A 16,415-nucleotide genomic window follows, 5' to 3' on the forward strand; every position below is an offset into this window, starting at 1 on the left:
AAGCCGGAACTCCACTGCATTCCTTATATACGAATAAAGGGGCTATACTATATGACGATCAAACAAGCCTTATCCCTGCGGAATATTATGATCATTCTGTGTATCCTTATGACAGCCCTGCTGGGACAGAAGGTTCTGGGGATAGAGGATAAGATGAAGGCTGTGCAGGAAGCCGAGCGGCTGTATGCCGCAGGCGATCTGATTGCCGCCGAGAACCAGTTCCGGCTGGCCGCAGCTAACATCTCTATTCTATATAAAGAAAAGCTGATCGCTGCAAGACTGCAGGAGCTGTCTCCCATCACCGCCATCCGCAGCAGCTTGAGCGGCCTAACCCTGAAGCTTGAGGATCAGCTGACGGTTAAGGATTTCAGCGGATATATGGAGAGCTACGCCTCATTACTTAACCTGAAGAGCAAATATATGACTGCAAACGGGCCTTATGAAGATTATTATCGTCAGCTCTCGGCAGACTCCGGCATTTCCGATCAGATGACGGCAGGATTCCGTCAATTCAGGGAGCAGTTTCTTGCCGAACTTGAGGAGAGCCGGAAGAACAGTACAAGTACAGGCAACGCCGGCAGCACAAGTGCCGACAGCTTTAAATGGAGCCTGCTGCAAATCCCCGACGCCTATTACGGAGGGGCTGCTGCCAAAGAAGAGCTGCTGGCTGAGCGGTTCGAAGCTCATGATACGGCCCGGCTGAAGGCATTAGCCGCAGCCGGGAGCTTCCAGTCCATGCTGGACAGCGCGTTATCCATGGCGGATGCTTACGGCAGCCACAGCTATAAGGCGGACTGGCTGGAGGACGAGGTTCAGGAGAGCGCCCTGCTTATCCTGAACAAGGATCTGGACGGCGGGTATACCGCCGCCTTCGCCGGACATGCCGCCGCTTACCGCAAGTATGCCGGACTGGCAGGCACCGTGGCCTCCAAAGTGCTGAAGCTGATCGACCGCAGCATTACGGCGCTGCTCCGGGACGCCTCCCGCCTGGTCCGCGGCGGACAATACGCGGATGCAATCCAGCTCTACAGCGAGCTGAATCCGCTGCAGGATACCTCTGAGGCCGTGGCCGCAGCAACGCTCGCCTGGAATGCTGCCGAGCCGGTACGGCTGCTGCCCGGCAGTGAGGTACAGGGCAGCTATACTCATACAGTCTGGGTCAACGACCGTTACGGTGCCAAAGCGGCTGTAGCCGGAATCAATACAAGCGGCCAGCTGGTTTATGCCGACATGAGCGGTGACGGCATCATTACTACCCTGACAGGCGAGACCGTCCCGGATGCTGCAGCGCTAAGCCTCCTTGCCTTTAACGAAGCGCTGTCTGCATTCTCGGAAGTACCGGTCATTGTCGCTATAGGCACCCGCGATGACGAACGCAACATCTTCACAGCTTATACGATCCGGCCGGAGGGGATCTCCCGGTTGTTCAGCTTTGCCGGCAGTGACTTTGAGCTGATGGCAGAGGACGGCTCCATCCGCGTATCAGATACGGATCTGGCAGATGGTCAAGACGGGCAGACCGCCATATTCCGCCTCGTGAACGGTGCGTATGAGTTCTCGGAAATCTACCGGGAGTTCACCTATACTCCGATTGATGCATCCCAGCTGGAGCTTCATCCTTATGAGAAAGTGACGCTGTCCTGCAATATTTATATCGATGCTGCCGGGAGAACGGTTGCCAGCTCAGGCGGGCGTTATCTGCTGCTGCAAGGCGAGGTGAACGGAATCACTGGACTGGCTGTTGTCAGCGGCAGGTACGAGAACAGCTATGATTATGCCGGGACCGATCTGGGCGAGTATTATGTACCTGTATTTATCGTAGATACGGTAGGAAGCTTAAGCCTGAAGCTGCCTTAGCCGCGGGATTTCTCCCGTTATACCAAAAGACGCAAGAGCAGAAACGGTGCTTACGCCGTTTGACTCTTGCGTTTTTTGTGTGCCGGATTAGGCTAAGCACAGGCTTCTGCTTAAGATTAGCCCCGTAATGGCTGGTTAATCTTCGTTTAAGGCTGCACGGCCTTGGCGGTCTGCAGCTTCGCGCGGCGGCTGAACAGGCGGGCATACCGTTTCCGGGTATAGAGCACCTCTGCTGATGCGGTCAGGGTATCTTTTACCTCAACAAGCACCGCCTTAGTGTCCTCCACCGCCTGCTTCATCCGTCCAAGCTCTGACTTCACGCCCTCCGACCTCGATTTCGCTTCACCCAGCGTATCCTGTACATTCCCCATAAGTTCATCTACCGGCGCCTTCAGGCCGTCCACGGATTGCTTCACCCCGTCCAGCGACTGCTTCAGCCCGTCAATACTGTTCTTGAATTCCTTCAGCGGGTTGCCCATAGTTGTCCCTCCTATAATTCCCTTTACCTACACTTACCCAGAATAGAGGAGGGTCTTTCAGCGGGGCAGCTGCCCTGCCGGAAGAGGGGTTAACCTGCCGCCTTCACTTGCGGATGATCGTCCGGTAGACGAATTTAGGCAAGGCGGATTGTCTGCGCCAGCGGGACTTCTGGCCTTTGGCCACCGGAGCGAACAGCAGCCTGTGCGCCCACTCCAGATTAAGCTTTTTCCAGATGGCCGGCGCGGGCTTCACTTTACCCGAGATGACATCCAGGCTGCCGCCTACCCCAAACACCACCTTAACTCCGTCCAGCGCCGCCTTATGCTTGTGCAGCCATTTGTCGGAATACGGCGCACCCATCGCCAGAATCAGCACATCGGGCTTGGCCTGCTGAATCTCGCTGAGTACACCCGGCTCCTCCGCCAGACTGAAGAATCCGTGATGTCTTCCGGCAACCTTTACCTGCGGATAACGCCGTCTGATGTTCTGTACCGCCTGTTCACTCGTCCGCTCATCCGTCCCCAGAAAATAAAAGCTCCAGCCCCGCTCATTTCCTTCTGCAAGCAGGCTGAGCAGCAGATCATATCCGGTTACCCGTTCCGGAATGGGTTCCCCTTGTCTGCGTGCCGCCAGTACAATCCCTATTCCGTCCGGCACAATCAGATCCGCCGATTGGATAATCTCCCGCAGGCGCCCGTCCGATTGGCTGGCCAGCGTAATCTCCGGATTCGCTGTAATCAGGTGAAACAGCCCTGCCTGTACTTTCTGGACATGCTCTGCAAGCAGCGACACCGTCTGCTCAAGCGTCAGCCTGGAAAAGGGAATTCCGAGTATTGCCACCTTGTCCTTCATGATCTCACCTGTCCTTCCAAGTCTTGCAGGATAGCCCACGCTGCGGCAGGCTTCCCGTGAATCAAATGCATCGTACCGACATAAACTTCATTAGTATGTATACCTGTCCGGAGGTAATGTCCCAGCACCTCTTTGGTTGAAGCGGTTACAACCAGCCGTTCAAGCCCGCTGTAGCCTGCCCATACCAGACTCCCCTCTGCACTCTCAAGCAGACTGCTCCCCGCGGCAACCCTGCCTGTAAAAATGTACTGGATACTGATCTCCTTATCCGTCCTCACCTGATGAACGACATACCGGAGCGCAAGGCTGTTAAGGCCGGGTGATGTCAATCCGGTCTCTTCTTCAATCTCCCTGAGGGCAGCCCTCTGCGGATCACCTATCTCTGCAGCCTGGAGATGCCCGCCTATAGGAACCAGATGCCCGGGCAGAAAGGCGGCGTCTGCTTTCTTTTGCAGAAACAGTACCTCATGATTCTCATTGAATAACAAAGCGACAGCCAATTGTCTGAGCAGCATCAGCGGCGACCTCCGAATGATCAGCAGAACAGCATCAAAACCTCATAATATCCTGTAAAAATGCCCATTTATTTACACGCATAATTTTACCATACCAACCTATGCCATTCTTTTCAACTTACAGAATATCATAGTACCGTTAATTCGCTAACGTATTGCTGCTTCAGTCCTCCATATACTTCCACCACTCCGTCAGCCAGGGCTCCTCTATGCCGCGGAGTCGGAGCTCCTCCAGCAGCACCTTGCGCACCCGCTTCTCCATCTTTACGAAGTTGTTATCCTCCTGATACATGGCCGTATAAGAATTGTCGTCCTTCAGGTATGACCAGAAATCCTTCATCGCCTCCAGCACTCTTTCACCCGCCGGCAGCTGTTCCGCTACGGGTACAAGCCACTTATCATAGGGAAAGGGATGGCCCTCCACCGTAATGGCACAGCGCAGCGCCTGCTTGAAGACCTCTGTTGCCTGGAAAAGAATCGGAAATGCCTCTCCCCGGCGCACGGGATTATCCAGGCTTTTCGCACAGCTGCGCAGTTCTATGTAGGTCTGCTTCCGCAGGTTCATCAATACATCAGGAGCAAGCGGAATAAAACGGGCGAACAGGCCCCCGATATCCAGCGGGTCATGATACAGGCGGGAAACCGAGGCATTCCATAACCAGCCCAAATCCCCCCGCAGCAGAGCCTGCTCCAGCCCGGATAATTTCATCAGGGTGTAATGCCCTGTTTTTCCGCCTGGAAGATGAACGTCCATGAACAAGCTGCTCCCCTCCGGGATCAGCCCGGCTTGCTCGAAACGTGCTGTAATGGCCCCGTAACACTCGTCCGTGCAGACAAGAATCAGGTCAATATCCGAGATATTATCCGCTATTCCGAGGGCCGTTGATCCGTCCAGCAGGATGCTGAGCTTGCCTGAATCCTCTGCAATCAGGGGATGCTCAAGAATCTCCGCTTGAATGTAGCTGCTAATCTCCTGAAGTAAAGCTGTGTGTACCTGCTCATTATCCGGTGCCAGCAGCAGATTAGTTAGATTTGCCGTCACTGATTTCCGCCTCCTTATACTTCTAATAATTGGGTTGTTCTGCATCTATTCGCACTGCTAATTATGCCGGAATATTATACCATATTATAGAAAACATGCTATTCTGTTATCTATTCTTGTAGTGGATAGCAGATTTCTATTATCGGTGTGCGAAAGGAGACAACCATCTCAATGACAGATGAAACTATTTACGGCCACGAGGATACGCTGAAGATGCTGGATGCTCTATTCCGGGAGGAGGGAGAGTGGTGGGATCAGTTCTATGCGGACAAGAATAAAGGCATTCCCTTCTTCAAAGACCAGCCGGATGAGAACTTGGTGGAGTATTTCGATACAGGCTGCATCACTCCCGGCAAAACGCTTGAACTCGGCTGCGGAGGCGGGCGAAATGCGGTATATCTGGCGAAACAGGGCTGCAGCGTGGATGCAGCGGATATCTCCCGGGCCGCCATCGACTGGGGAACCGACCGGGCCGCGACGCATCAGGTCAAGGTTAATTTCTCCTGCTGCAGCATATTCGAGCTGGAGCTTGAGCCTGCGAGCTATGACCTGATCTATGACAGCGGCTGCTTACATCACATCTACCCCCACCGCAGGGCAAGCTACCTCGAGCTCGTGGACAGAATGCTGAAGCCGGGCGGCTATTTCGGTTTAACCTGCTTCGCAGCAGGCTCCATGGGTGCAGAGATCACAGATTGGGAAGTCTACCGCCAGCGGAGCATGCGGGGCGGGCTCGGGTATACCGAGGAGAAGCTGAAGACGATCTTCAGCGGTTTGGAGCTAATCCGGTTCAGACGGATGCGGGAGACAGCCCCAGGGGAAGAGCTCTTTGGCGAAGCTTTCCTGTGGACGGCCTTGTTCCGGAAAAAGGCTGTCTAAAGAGCTGCGGATAGGCGTATTAGCGCCGGGGCCCCTGCCGCTGGATCATTCGGCGGGCGTTTCGCGGCATTCGGCGGGTGTTCGGCGGGCGTTCGGCGGACACCCCGCGGCGTTCGGCGGGCACCCCGCGGGCGTTCCGCGGCGTTCGGCGGGCGTTCCGGCTGTAAACCTTTGCGCTACCGAAATTAGTTGGATAAAAGGCACTTATTAAGCCAGCATTTCCCTCTATTGCAGAAATAAGTGGATTTATGACACTTAATAATGACCCTAGCTGCGATATTGGACATACCCGGCTGTAGTAAGTGTATTTTTTCCAACTAATCCCCGAGAAGTGATGATTTAAACAAAATTAGATGACGTTTTTCCACTTATTTAGTGTAGCCTTATCCCAAATTACATTAATAGCTCAAAATGATACTCTGCTGCAGGTGGTGGAGCAGGGCTGCGAGGTTGTCCGCACACGGCTGCGGGTTACGGGAAGTTACGGGTTACGGAGAGTTACGGCGATGCCAGGACAAGGCGTGGAGTCGCAGAGTTGCGATGGTTGTGGCTTTGTGCTGTTGCAATGCAGCAATGATCGCGATGGTTGCGATAGGTTACAATAAAAATGCTGGGTCTCCCAAAAAAGGGACACCCAGCATTTTAGCATACAGCCTGCTCACTATTCACTCATCCCGCATACAGCCTGTTCACTATTTCACTCATTCCATATAAGTCTGCTCACTATTTCACCCGTTCCGCATACAGCCGTCCGGCATAGTCGCCGATCAGTTCACGCAGAGCCAGCTTGCTGCTCCAGTCTGCCGGGATGCCGCCCAGACCATAATAGGCTCCGGCGATCTGGCCGTAGACAGCAGCTGTTGTATCGGCGTCATTGCCCAGATTGGCCGCGAGCAGCGCGCCTTCGGCAAAGCTGGAAGACCGGTGGAAAGCCCACAGCGCAGCTTCCAGCGATTCCACCACATACCCCGAGCCTTGAATCTCGGGCGGTTCCTTAATCGCGTAGGAGCCATACTTGATATTCAGCATATGCGGTGTCAGGCTGTCCTCATCCAGCCAGTCACGGTAAGCCTCCGGGGCCAGCATCTCCTGCTTGCTCCAGCCGTGCAGCCCCGCAAGAATATAAGCGGCCAGCAGCCGGCATGCAGCCAGGCATTCGGGAGCGGCATGGGTCGTTCTTGAGCTGAGCGCTGCATACCGGATCGCTTCTGCAGGCTGCTCTGCGTAATACATAACCACAGGAGCAAGACGCATGATCGAACCGTTTCCGGCGGAATGGGGATCATCCGAGCCGCTGAAGCCTTCCCCGCTGGCTTCGAACCGGTGAAGCGCCGCACGGGTGGCATTGCCGATGTCGAAGCATTCACCTGTGCTGCTCAGCATCCCTTCGCGGTACCACTTCACATACCGCCCCATTTGATCGGCCGGATCAAAGGTCTGTACGCTCAGCAGGCTCTCTGCAAGGCAGAGCGCCATTGAGGTATCGTCCGTCCATTGCCCCGGCTGCAGGCCGAATACCCCGCCGCCGATGATATCCGTAAGCGGCGCAAAGGTTCCGGGTGCCTTGAACTCAGCGGTAGTCCCCAGCGCATCTCCGGCCGCAAGCCCCAGCAGACAGCCCTGATAGCGGTCAGCATTTAATGTCATTTGGCTCCCCCCTGTCTCCTTCTTCTTACGTATGCAGCGATATCCATTCCAGGCTAACCCGGCTCCGCATCTTTTACCGGTGAATGATTATTCTTGATTGTGCTCTCCGTAGTTTGCCGTTCCGCCCTTTATTCCCCCGGATACTTCAGCCCCCACTGGGCACGTACTCCATCCAGCAGCTTCATCAGTGCTACAGATTCGTCCAGCGTCATTACCGGACTTTCTGTCAGCCCCTCCTGCAGGCAGCGGCCCACTTCCTCCGCTTCAAAAGCATATCCGACCGAGGTCCGGTCATCCTTAAACGTCTCCACCAGTTCACCGCCAATATACAGCTCGGCTGATTTCGGATTCACCAGGGTGCCTTTAACGACGATATAACCTTCCGTTCCATAGACATACGCTTCCTGCAGCATATTGATGCGGACCCCGCCGTTCAGTGAAGCTGACTTGCCCTCACCATAAGACAGCAGCAGTGAGAAATGCTCATCCACCCCGGTCTCCCCGATATGCACCGTGCTGTAGACAGCTTCAGGATGCGGTCCGAAGACCATGGAGGCAAAAGATACCGGATAAATACCGACATCCAGCAGCGCCCCGCCGCCCAGTGCCGGGTTCAAGAGACGTCCTTCCGGATTCCAGTCCGCGCGGAACCCAAGATCCGCCTTAACCAGCCGCACTTCACCAATCCGATCAGCGGCTAGCCATTCTCTAACCTTAACATTGGCAGGAAGATAGCGGCTCCACATCGCTTCCATCAGGAACAGCTTCTTCTCACGGGCATATGCAACGATTTCTTCCAGCTCAGCACTATTTACGGTAAAAGGCTTCTCACAGAGCACGGCTTTGCCGGCACGCAGCGCGAGCAGCGCATTCTCTTTGTGGAACGGATGCGGGGTGCCGATATAGATCGCGTCTACTTCCGGATCATTGACCAGATCCTCGTAGGTCGCATAGGCAACAGGAATCCCGTGGTTTTTGGCAAACTCATCGGCACTTTCCTGGGAACGCGAGCCAACCGCATAAGCTGTCCCGTTGCTGGCATGCGCCAGATCTGTGGCGAACTGATGGGCGATCCAGCCTGTGCTGAGAATGCCCCATTTTATCGTGTAAGCGTTATCTTCAGACATTAGTTACTTCCTCCTCGTAATAAAAAATTACTCCCTTTGATTCTATCAAAATGTGCCTGGCGTGTACACGCCGGCGGCGGCGGCGGTCCGCAGTAATCAGCACGGATATTCTGTCCGCACCGGCTGGGGGACTGAGGCGCACAAAAAAGCAGAGTGAATTGCTCACTCTACTAATAAATCGCTATCGGCCCGTAAGGGCCAGTTATAATTTCGATTTTTGTTTCAAAAATATCGGTTAAAACCCCGGGGTCCATAACTTCCTGCACTGTTCCAAAAGCGGCAATCTGTCCATGCTTCATCGCACAAATACGGTCCGAATATTTGGCCGCAAAATTGATATCATGCAGGACAGTCACAATGGTTCTTCCAAATTCATTAGCGGCATACCGCAAATGCTCCATCATCTGTACAGATCGGGCAACGTCAAGATTGTTCAGCGGCTCGTCGAGCAGGACGTATTCCGTCTCCTGGCACAAAACCATAGCTACATAGGCTCTTTGCCTCTGTCCGCCGGAAAGCTCATCTAAATATCTGTTTTCCAGAGCAGTCAAGTCCAGAAAATCAATATATTTAGAAATAATCTCCTCATCTTCACCCGTCAATCTTCCCTTGGAATAAGGAAAACGTCCAAAGCCGGCAAGCTGCCTGACGGTCAGCCTCGTTACAAAATGATTTTCTTGCCGTAAAAGAGTCAGAATCTTGGCTAAATCGCCTGATTTGGATGTGGAAACATCCAGGCCCGCAACCCTGATCCGGCCTTCGTCCATATCAAGCAGTCTTCCAATCATCAGAAGCGTCGTGGACTTGCCCGCACCGTTGGGTCCTATTAGAGAAGTAAGCCCGGCTTTGGGAATTACAATATTAAGCGGGCCGATTGCCACCTCGGCTGCATAGGATTTTTTGACATGATCTATCTGTATCATAAAGAACCCTTCCTTAAAATCACGATTAAAAATGTCAGTCCCCCAACCAGTTCAATAATGATGGAAACGACACCTTGGGCGTGGAATACATGATTCATAATAAAATAGGCGCTGGTCAAGATCACAAAACCTATGGCAAGAGCCATCGGAAAGATATATCTGTGGTCGTACGTCTGCGCTGCCTGATAACTTAACGTAGCGACTAAAAATCCAAAGAAGGTAAGCGGTCCGACCAAAGCCGTTGAAACGGCCATCAAAATGGAAACGAGGACAAGCGTATAAATTACACTCATTTGATGTTTCGTTCCCAGGGAAGTGGAGACATCCCTGCCAAGTGACAATACGTTTAACCTGTTAGCGTTGGCAAGCAGAAGGAAAGCTGCAATGATGACAACGGGAATGGCTATCGGGAAATAGGCCGAATCCGAATTATTGACGGAAGCAAATAATCTTGCCTGTAAAAGATCAAATTCGGACGGTGCCAGGAATCGCCTCATAAAAGAGGATACAGATCTTAGCCCGGTCCCAATAATAATACCGACCAGAAGCAGCAGCTGTAAATTACCGTACTTACCGGACAGCAGCCACCCGTACAGAATTAAACACATCAGGACCATCGCAGCAACCTGATACAGAAAGGAGTCAACCCCGCTAAAGCTCAAAAACACCGTAGTTCCAAGGAAAAACATCGTACTCGTATGAATGGTTGAATAAATAGCATCAAAGCCTAAAAGTGACGGGGTTATGATCCTGTTATTCGTAATGGATTGAAAAGCAACCGTTGACAAACTTTGGCAAGTTGCTGCGATAAGCATGGAAACCAGGGCTACTACTCTTCTTGAAACAACTGGCATAAAGGATGGAGAGGTGACCGGGACCGGATTATTGTATACCAGTAATCCAATTGAAGAAAACACGCCCAGTACGATCAGTGATATAAGCAGAATAAAGTAATTCTTTTCTTCTTTCCTGGTACGGAAGGCCCTGGCCGATCTTTTGGCATGAAGAGGGCTTGTACTCCTATCAACATGTAACGGATTGCTGCTTGCTCGTTCGCTCATCTGATTCTCCTTGGTGACCTCCTTTGTCTTAGCAGAATAACAATAAATACAAATGCCCCCACCGTTCCAAGGATCATAGAGACAGGTATTTCAAAAGGCATAATAAGGACCCGGGACAAGATGTCACACATAATGATGGTACCCATCCCTAATACGCACACCCACGGCAAATTGCTCCTGAGATCGTCACCTCTGAACATGGAAACGAGATTGGGGACAATGAGCCCGAGGAAAGGCAGATTTCCAATAACCGCTGCAACAATTCCAACGGCTATAGAAATAAGGGCCGTGCCTAAAAGAATAATCCGGTTATAGTTTACTCCCAGACTGGTAGCGACATCTTCCCCTAATCCTGCTAACGTCAACCGGTCGGCAAAAATAAAAATAACAACCGTAACCAGTATAATAATCCATAAGTATTCATATCTGCCGATTTGCACAGGTGAAAAGGAGCCAACAAACCAGCTCTCAATATTTTGCGTCATCTGGAAAACAAGTCCGACAAAAGTTGAAAAGGCGGAAATGACGGCTCCAAGCATCATTCCGATAATAGGGACCACTAAGGATGAACGTAGTTTTACTTTTCTCAGAAACAGAAAAAAGATCATTGTCCCTATGAAAGAAAAAATGATTGCACCGGTCATTCTCAGCACTAAAGTCGGGGCAGGAAAAACCAGATAAATGAACAGCAGGCCGAGTCCTGACCATTCAATGGTTCCTGTTGTGGTAGGCTCTACCAGACGGTTCTGTGTAATCAGCTGCATGACCAGCCCTGACATGGCCATTGCAGCTCCGGTAAGCATCAATGCAAAGGTTCTGGGAATACGGGTGATGAAGAACATCTCCATCCCGTCTGCTTGTCCGCGTATATCATACACTCCGGTAAGCAGTGAGATAATGCTCAGAATAACAGTTGCTATAATCGCAATTACAAAAGGGATAGTCCATAGTTTTTTGTAGTTATGGCGCTGGGGTTGAGCATGCTCAACCCCAGCTGTTTTCGGTATGAAATTATTGAGCACTGCGTCATACTCCTTTTTTACTGCTTAGCCTTAGCTAAAGCTTCTGAAAGGTTGTTGAATATCTCTATAAAGGTTTCGATGGATTCATTGGTATACGTATCATTTGGAGCATATACAATCTGCCCTTTAGTAATAGCGGTTGTGTTCTTAAGTGCAGGTGCATTATCAATTACGTCCTGCGCTGGAACGGAGGCTTCATCCGAAGAGATAGCTGCATCCCGGTCCAGTACAAAGATCCAATCCGGATTGCTTTGGGCAATAGCTTCAACCGAAATATCATCACCCTGATGATCCGAAGAAGACTTCTCCACTTCTAATGCAGGAACCCAGCCAAGAATTTCATACAACGGGCCCCATACACGTCCGGAATGAGGAGCGGAGAAGCCGATGGTTCCGCCAGAAACAACAACACTCATGATCTTGTCGGTTCCATTATAAGCAGCTTTGGCATCTGCAATAGCTTTATCGAAATCAGCATTCAATTTGCCGGCTTCTTCCTGCTTGCCGAAGATTTCACCCAAATCGGTTGTTGTCTGCTTAAATCCGTTAACCAGGTTGTCTCCAGGTGATGCCGCTTCTGTAGATACATCAAAATTAAGATCAATCACCGCTGCATTCGGCACCAATTTTTTGATATCTTCATAGTAGCCGGCAAATCTTTGGCCAACAATGACAAGTTCAGGCTCTACAGAGGCCAGGATTTCAAGATTAGGTTCACGGTGATCTCCAATATCCTGTACCGTGTCATCACTTACGTATGGTGAATCCGGAGGCATTACCCCCTTCGGTGCAGCCGCTAATTTAACACCCCAATCAGACAAAGTCTCAAAGGTTCTGTTGTCGAGAGCAACTACCTTCGCCGGATTAACAGGAACAGTAACGGTTCCATGAGCATCGGTAATTTCAACTGTTGCAGCAGCACTGGAATTAGCGGCAGCTGAGGTTGTGGCAGCAGGAGTAGCATTAGCAGGACTGACGGTATTCGAATCAGCAGGTTTATTGTCTGAATTGGAGCATGCCGCCAATACCAAAGCAAAAATTGCAACTAAAAACACTGATAATTTCGAAAGATTGAATTTCCTCATTTATATCCCCCTAGTTATGTATGCTTGATTCACAAGCAGATTATTGTAATGATGACATCAATATCGCGATTACTTGATAATGATTATCATTTTCACTTACTATAATATATCAAATTAATAAAATATTCAACAAAGCAGCACAAAAGCAGCACAAAAAACTCTTCCCGTCTGCCGCAAATCCGCAGTCCGGGAAGAGTTTTTTTATAAACATATAGTCTTTAAAATCCTATATTTATTTGCTCAGCACAAGCTCCAGGCGCACCTCAAGGTTATTCTCGGTATCCAGCACGATTGAGTGCGGGTTACTCATACCGAAATCTTCAAAGGTGACCATTGTCGTTCCCGACAGCATCAGCTGTCCGCCGCTGTATACGGCCTGTGAGTCGAAGGTTACATCCTTCTCTATGCCTTTAACCGTCAGCTTTCCTTGCAGTTCTACAGGCACGGCAGTGCCTTCTGTCCATTCCGCCGGAAGCTCCGAGAAAGAGCTCACTACAAACGAAGATTGCGGGAATTCTGTAACGGACAGGAAGTCGCTTCCCTTAACATGCTCGTCCCGCTGGCCGTTGCCGGAATCCAGGGCACTCATCTCCACCGTTCCTTCACCTGTCATCGAGCCGGCATCCTCCAGATTCACATTCCAGGTTCCCGTCACAGACGGGTCTACGAAATTAACGGTTTCTTTGGATGTTGTCACGGACCAGTAGACCTTCGAGGTGTCGGCGATGCTCCAGGCCCCGTTCAACTGCTCGGCTGTAACTGCTGCACCAGTCCCTGCCGCTGCGTTCGCAGTTCCTGCTTCGGTAATGCCGGTCTCCTGATTCTGCGCAGGAATAACAGATTCGATCTCAACATTATTGCCAAGGCTATTGTTAAGTAGCATGAATGCTGTGATGGCTCCTGCGATGACGACTGCGACTGCGGCTAAGGCGATTGTTTTCTTCTTATTCATCTTATTCCCTCCATCCAATTCTCTGTATGCCTATCCTGGCTTGGTTCCCATTCTAACAAATGAATATGTCGGGAATAAGTCAAAGCAGAGCGGGCGGCATTATGGTAGAATGATCGTAATTTTAAGTATCCCGAAAGCCGTAGCCCGGAGGGCTATTTCCGCCGGACTGTGAAGGAGGCTGAATATAATGAAATCCGTTCTGATTGTAGAAGATGAGGAAGCCATATCCAGGGTGCTTAGCGCCTATTTACGAAAAGCGGGCTACCACGTCACCCGGGCCGCCGACGGCCGGAGTGCCCTGGAAGCCTTCGAGGAAGCGCCGCCTTCGCTGATCCTGCTTGATATTATGCTGCCGAATATGGACGGCTTCGAGCTGCTGGGGCTGATCCGCGAGAAAAGCAGCTGCCCCGTCATTATGCTCACGGCCAGGGACGGGATTAATGACCGGCTCGCCGGGCTGGACGGCGGGGCCGATGATTATATGTCGAAGCCCTTCATCCCCGAGGAGGTCGTGGCCCGCGTGAATGCCGTGCTGCGCCGCCCCTCGCAGTGGTCAGACGGCAGCCGCAAGCGCCACTACGGCAGCCTCTTCATCGATTACTCGGCCCGCAGCGTATTCCTGAACGGGGCCGAGGTCAGCCTCAGCCCGCGCGACATGTCGGTGCTGCTGTTCCTGGCTGAGCGCCCGAATCAGATCTGCACCCGGGACCAGCTGCTGGAGCAGGTGTGGGAGATGGATTATGAGGGCAGTGACCGGGCGGTTGACCTCTCCATCAAGCGGCTGCGCCAGGCGCTGTCGCACTGGCCGGCCAATGAAGGGGAGATCCGTACGCTGAGAGGAACAGGATATCAATTATGGACAACATGAATCGCAGCAAAGAACTGAAGACAAGAATGGCAACAAGAACAGCAAAGGCAAAAAAGCCCACCTCCATTCTCTCCTACTGGACGCTGCGGTATCTGCTCATTATCAGCATCGGGCTGCTGCTGACCGCCCTCGTCACCTTCTGGTGGATTCAGCAGGAGGCGATGAATAACCGGATGCAGACGACAGGCCTGCTGGCCCAGGAGATTGCTGACCGCAGCGTTGGTATAGACGGCGAGCTCACCATTACGAATAGCCTGGACCGGCTGGTTGAAGACCGCAAACGCTTCTTCAAGCTGACCGTGGAAATGTGCGTCATCATTACCGGACCGGAAGGTGAGCTGCTGTATTCCCAGCCGCCGCTTACGGATGCGGAAATGCGGCATAAGCTGAATGATTCGCTGACAGATTCACGGAGCCCGGAATTCAAAGCGGCCTCGGCCGAGATCCGTGGTAATCAAGGAACGCTCGGACAGGTCATCGTCCTGCAATCCAAACGCTCGCTGCGCCATATTCCGCAGGAGGAAATTACGTTCTTCTCGATTATCATCGTATTCCTGATTATCCTGAGCTGGCTGACAATCTACCTGTTATCAATTAAGCTGGCTAAGCCAATCCAGCGGGTAGCCGCTGCTGCTGCTGAAATCAGCAGCGGCAAGTACAACATTGTCCTTAAGACAGAAGCCAACGAACGGGAAATTCATGAACTGCTGGTTTCCTTCCAGGAGATGGCGGGCAAGCTGCAGCAGTTCGAGCAGTCCCGGGCCGTTATGCTGGCGGGAGTGTCGCATGAGCTCAAGACACCGGTCACTTCAATCAAAGGCCTGCTCCATGCCGTCCGCGAGGGTGTGGTGGACGGAGAGGAAGCCGGGGAGTTTCTTGATATTGCCTTGCTTGAAGCAGAACGGCTGCAGCGCATGGTTGCTGATCTCCTGGACTATAATGCGCTGGCAGCCGGAATTGTCGCTGTCCGCCATGACAGGCTGGAGGCTGCACCGCTGCTGGAGGAGATTCTCTATCAATGGAGTCTGACCCAGGGCGAGGAGGTCTGCGAGCCTGTGCTGCAGCTCCCCGGGAAGCCGCTGATCCTGCGGGGCGACCCGCTGCGCATCCAGCAGATCGTCGTTAATCTGCTGAATAACAGCGTGCAGGCCAGGGTGCCGGGCCGCAAGCTGCAGTTAACGCTGCAGCTCACAGCCCCGCCGCAGGGCGGCGCTGTGATTACGGTTACCGATAACGGCACGGGCATCTCCCCGGAGAGCCGGGAGCTGATCTTCGAGCCGTTCTTCCGCAGCACCGGCAAGCAGAGCCTGCTGCGCGGACTCGGCCTCGGCCTGACCTTCAGCCGGCTGCTGGCCGAGGCGATGGGCGGCAGCCTGGAGCTTGGCAGCGCCCCCGGCGAAGGCTGCTCTTTCGTGCTGCGGCTGCCGCTTGCCGTGTGAAAGGCCGGCTTCGGCCGGACAAAACCGCGCGGCGGAAGCTTGAGGCCGCCGGAGGGGACGGACGCCGGCAAACGGGAGTGATAAGCTAGTATTCCCGCAGCTAAGCGTCATGGTATAATCAATGGATTACAATGGAAACCGGAGGCTGTATATGCTTACTTTTGAACAGAAATTAGCTATTCTTGATTCTTATCCCCAACTGGAGCGGCGGAATGTCTCGCTTGGACGGGTGAATTATCATTTCGAGGAGAGCCGGCATGATAAGAAAACCGTAGCTTCCCATATCCATCCGAACGGCAACGGCTTCGTTTATGCAGGCCTGCTGCGCGGATACGACAGCGATGACAAAGGCATGGTGAATATCCGCGACTATTCCGAAGCGGAGCTGCGCGAGCTGGTGGATGCCTCCATCACCTCCCTGTCGATGTTCATTCCCGAGGCTCCCGCTCCGGCCAAACGAAAGAAAAAAGCACCGGCCGCCGCTGAGTCCCTGTGGAAAAATACCGAGGGTCATACGCTGAGCCTTAAATTTGAAGAGGATCTGTGGTACCTGTATGCCGGGCTTCAGTTGGAGATGGCATTTGAAACACCGGAGGAAGCCGAGGAATATTTGGCTGAAGAGGGCTTTGTAAGGGAGCAGACCTGATTTCCTATTAAAACTGAAGG

General features: G+C 52.5%; 16 protein-coding genes. 5 read left to right on the forward strand and 11 right to left on the reverse strand.

Annotation, left to right across the window (positions count from 1 at the left end):
• Positions 1-51 precede the first annotated feature (51 nt).
• A complete protein-coding gene (locus LOS79_RS20150) occupies positions 52-1,857 on the forward strand; it encodes a hypothetical protein (protein ID WP_315411856.1) in 1,806 nt (601 codons plus the stop codon).
• Positions 1,858-2,003: 146 nt separating this feature from the next.
• Here the strand turns inward: LOS79_RS20150 and LOS79_RS20155 are convergent, their stop codons facing one another.
• From LOS79_RS20155 to LOS79_RS20170, 4 genes are all read right to left on the reverse strand, one after another.
• Positions 2,004-2,336 (reverse strand): hypothetical protein, encoded by a 333-nt coding sequence (locus LOS79_RS20155; protein WP_315411857.1) that lies wholly within the window; start codon positions 2,334-2,336, stop codon positions 2,004-2,006.
• A gap of 103 nt (positions 2,337-2,439) precedes the next feature.
• Positions 2,440-3,189 (reverse strand): WecB/TagA/CpsF family glycosyltransferase, encoded by a 750-nt coding sequence (locus tag LOS79_RS20160; protein ID WP_315411858.1) that lies wholly within the window; start codon positions 3,187-3,189, stop codon positions 2,440-2,442.
• Entirely contained in the window at positions 3,186-3,704 is a 519-nt protein-coding gene (locus LOS79_RS20165; protein ID WP_315411859.1) for an NUDIX hydrolase, read from the reverse strand. Before LOS79_RS20165 ends, LOS79_RS20160 begins: the two co-directional genes overlap by 4 nt.
• Positions 3,705-3,867: 163 nt before the next feature.
• Entirely contained in the window at positions 3,868-4,746 is an 879-nt protein-coding gene (locus LOS79_RS20170) for a hypothetical protein (protein ID WP_315411861.1), read from the reverse strand.
• A 171-nt stretch (positions 4,747-4,917) separates the two neighbouring features.
• Here LOS79_RS20170 and LOS79_RS20175 point away from each other — a divergent pair, with 171 nt between their 5' ends.
• Positions 4,918-5,625: a class I SAM-dependent methyltransferase gene (locus tag LOS79_RS20175; RefSeq protein ID WP_315411862.1), complete on the forward strand. Its 708-nt coding sequence runs from the start codon at positions 4,918-4,920 to the stop codon at positions 5,623-5,625.
• 723 nt (positions 5,626-6,348) lie between these two features.
• Here LOS79_RS20175 and LOS79_RS20180 read toward each other — a convergent pair.
• The 7 genes from LOS79_RS20180 to LOS79_RS20210 all read right to left on the reverse strand — a co-directional run bounded on the left by LOS79_RS20180 (position 6,349) and on the right by LOS79_RS20210 (position 13,442).
• Complete coding sequence (locus tag LOS79_RS20180; protein WP_315411863.1) at positions 6,349-7,272, reverse strand: ADP-ribosylglycohydrolase family protein; 924 nt, start codon at positions 7,270-7,272, stop codon at positions 6,349-6,351.
• 128 nt (positions 7,273-7,400) lie between these two features.
• Positions 7,401-8,399 (reverse strand): Gfo/Idh/MocA family protein, encoded by a 999-nt coding sequence (locus LOS79_RS20185; RefSeq protein WP_315411864.1) that lies wholly within the window; start codon positions 8,397-8,399, stop codon positions 7,401-7,403.
• A 170-nt stretch (positions 8,400-8,569) separates the two neighbouring features.
• A complete protein-coding gene (locus LOS79_RS20190; protein WP_315411865.1) occupies positions 8,570-9,322 on the reverse strand; it encodes an iron ABC transporter ATP-binding protein in 753 nt (250 codons plus the stop codon).
• Positions 9,319-10,254 (reverse strand): iron chelate uptake ABC transporter family permease subunit, encoded by a 936-nt coding sequence (locus LOS79_RS20195; RefSeq protein ID WP_397386804.1) that lies wholly within the window; start codon positions 10,252-10,254, stop codon positions 9,319-9,321. Before LOS79_RS20195 ends, LOS79_RS20190 begins: the two co-directional genes overlap by 4 nt.
• 125 nt (positions 10,255-10,379) lie before the next feature.
• On the reverse strand, positions 10,380-11,390 hold the full coding sequence (locus LOS79_RS20200) for an ABC transporter permease (RefSeq protein ID WP_315422355.1): 1,011 nt from the start codon (positions 11,388-11,390) through the stop codon (positions 10,380-10,382).
• 32 nt (positions 11,391-11,422) lie between these two features.
• Positions 11,423-12,490, reverse strand: a complete 1,068-nt coding sequence (locus LOS79_RS20205; protein WP_315411868.1) for a siderophore ABC transporter substrate-binding protein — start codon at positions 12,488-12,490, stop codon at positions 11,423-11,425.
• Positions 12,491-12,722: 232 nt separating this feature from the next.
• Positions 12,723-13,442, reverse strand: coding sequence for a YceI family protein (locus tag LOS79_RS20210; protein ID WP_315411869.1), 720 nt, complete (start codon positions 13,440-13,442; stop codon positions 12,723-12,725).
• 187 nt (positions 13,443-13,629) lie between these two features.
• Between LOS79_RS20210 and LOS79_RS20215 the strand changes: the two genes are divergently transcribed.
• The 3 genes from LOS79_RS20215 to LOS79_RS20225 all read left to right on the forward strand — a co-directional run bounded on the left by LOS79_RS20215 (position 13,630) and on the right by LOS79_RS20225 (position 16,395).
• Positions 13,630-14,310, forward strand: coding sequence for a response regulator transcription factor (locus tag LOS79_RS20215; RefSeq protein ID WP_315411870.1), 681 nt, complete (start codon positions 13,630-13,632; stop codon positions 14,308-14,310).
• Complete coding sequence (locus LOS79_RS20220) at positions 14,307-15,749, forward strand: ATP-binding protein (protein WP_315411871.1); 1,443 nt, start codon at positions 14,307-14,309, stop codon at positions 15,747-15,749. The genes LOS79_RS20215 and LOS79_RS20220 overlap by 4 nt, the downstream gene beginning before the upstream one ends.
• 151 nt (positions 15,750-15,900) lie before the next feature.
• Positions 15,901-16,395 carry a hypothetical protein gene (locus tag LOS79_RS20225; RefSeq protein WP_315411873.1) on the forward strand — a complete coding sequence of 165 codons (495 nt, stop codon included), beginning with the start codon at positions 15,901-15,903 and terminating at the stop codon, positions 16,393-16,395.
• Positions 16,396-16,415: the final 20 nt, after the last annotated feature.

The sequence above is a fragment of the Paenibacillus sp. MMS20-IR301 genome (assembly GCF_032302195.1).
Classification (GTDB): Bacteria; Bacillota; Bacilli; order Paenibacillales; family Paenibacillaceae; genus Paenibacillus_AQ.

Coding starts and splice junctions, on each gene's coding strand:
- LOS79_RS20190 (WP_315411865.1), bottom strand. CDS start 9,322: ATGATACAGATAGATCATGTCAAAAAATCCTATGCAGCCGAGGTGGCA.
- LOS79_RS20220 (WP_315411871.1), top strand. CDS start 14,307: ATGAATCGCAGCAAAGAACTGAAGACAAGAATGGCAACAAGAACAGCA.
- LOS79_RS20175 (WP_315411862.1), top strand. CDS start 4,918: ATGACAGATGAAACTATTTACGGCCACGAGGATACGCTGAAGATGCTG.
- LOS79_RS20205 (WP_315411868.1), bottom strand. CDS start 12,490: ATGAGGAAATTCAATCTTTCGAAATTATCAGTGTTTTTAGTTGCAATT.
- LOS79_RS20155 (WP_315411857.1), bottom strand. CDS start 2,336: ATGGGCAACCCGCTGAAGGAATTCAAGAACAGTATTGACGGGCTGAAG.
- LOS79_RS20150 (WP_315411856.1), top strand. CDS start 52: ATGACGATCAAACAAGCCTTATCCCTGCGGAATATTATGATCATTCTG.
- LOS79_RS20165 (WP_315411859.1), bottom strand. CDS start 3,704: ATGCTGCTCAGACAATTGGCTGTCGCTTTGTTATTCAATGAGAATCAT.
- LOS79_RS20215 (WP_315411870.1), top strand. CDS start 13,630: ATGAAATCCGTTCTGATTGTAGAAGATGAGGAAGCCATATCCAGGGTG.
- LOS79_RS20180 (WP_315411863.1), bottom strand. CDS start 7,272: ATGACATTAAATGCTGACCGCTATCAGGGCTGTCTGCTGGGGCTTGCG.
- LOS79_RS20160 (WP_315411858.1), bottom strand. CDS start 3,189: ATGAAGGACAAGGTGGCAATACTCGGAATTCCCTTTTCCAGGCTGACG.
- LOS79_RS20210 (WP_315411869.1), bottom strand. CDS start 13,442: ATGAATAAGAAGAAAACAATCGCCTTAGCCGCAGTCGCAGTCGTCATC.
- LOS79_RS20225 (WP_315411873.1), top strand. CDS start 15,901: ATGCTTACTTTTGAACAGAAATTAGCTATTCTTGATTCTTATCCCCAA.
- LOS79_RS20185 (WP_315411864.1), bottom strand. CDS start 8,399: ATGTCTGAAGATAACGCTTACACGATAAAATGGGGCATTCTCAGCACA.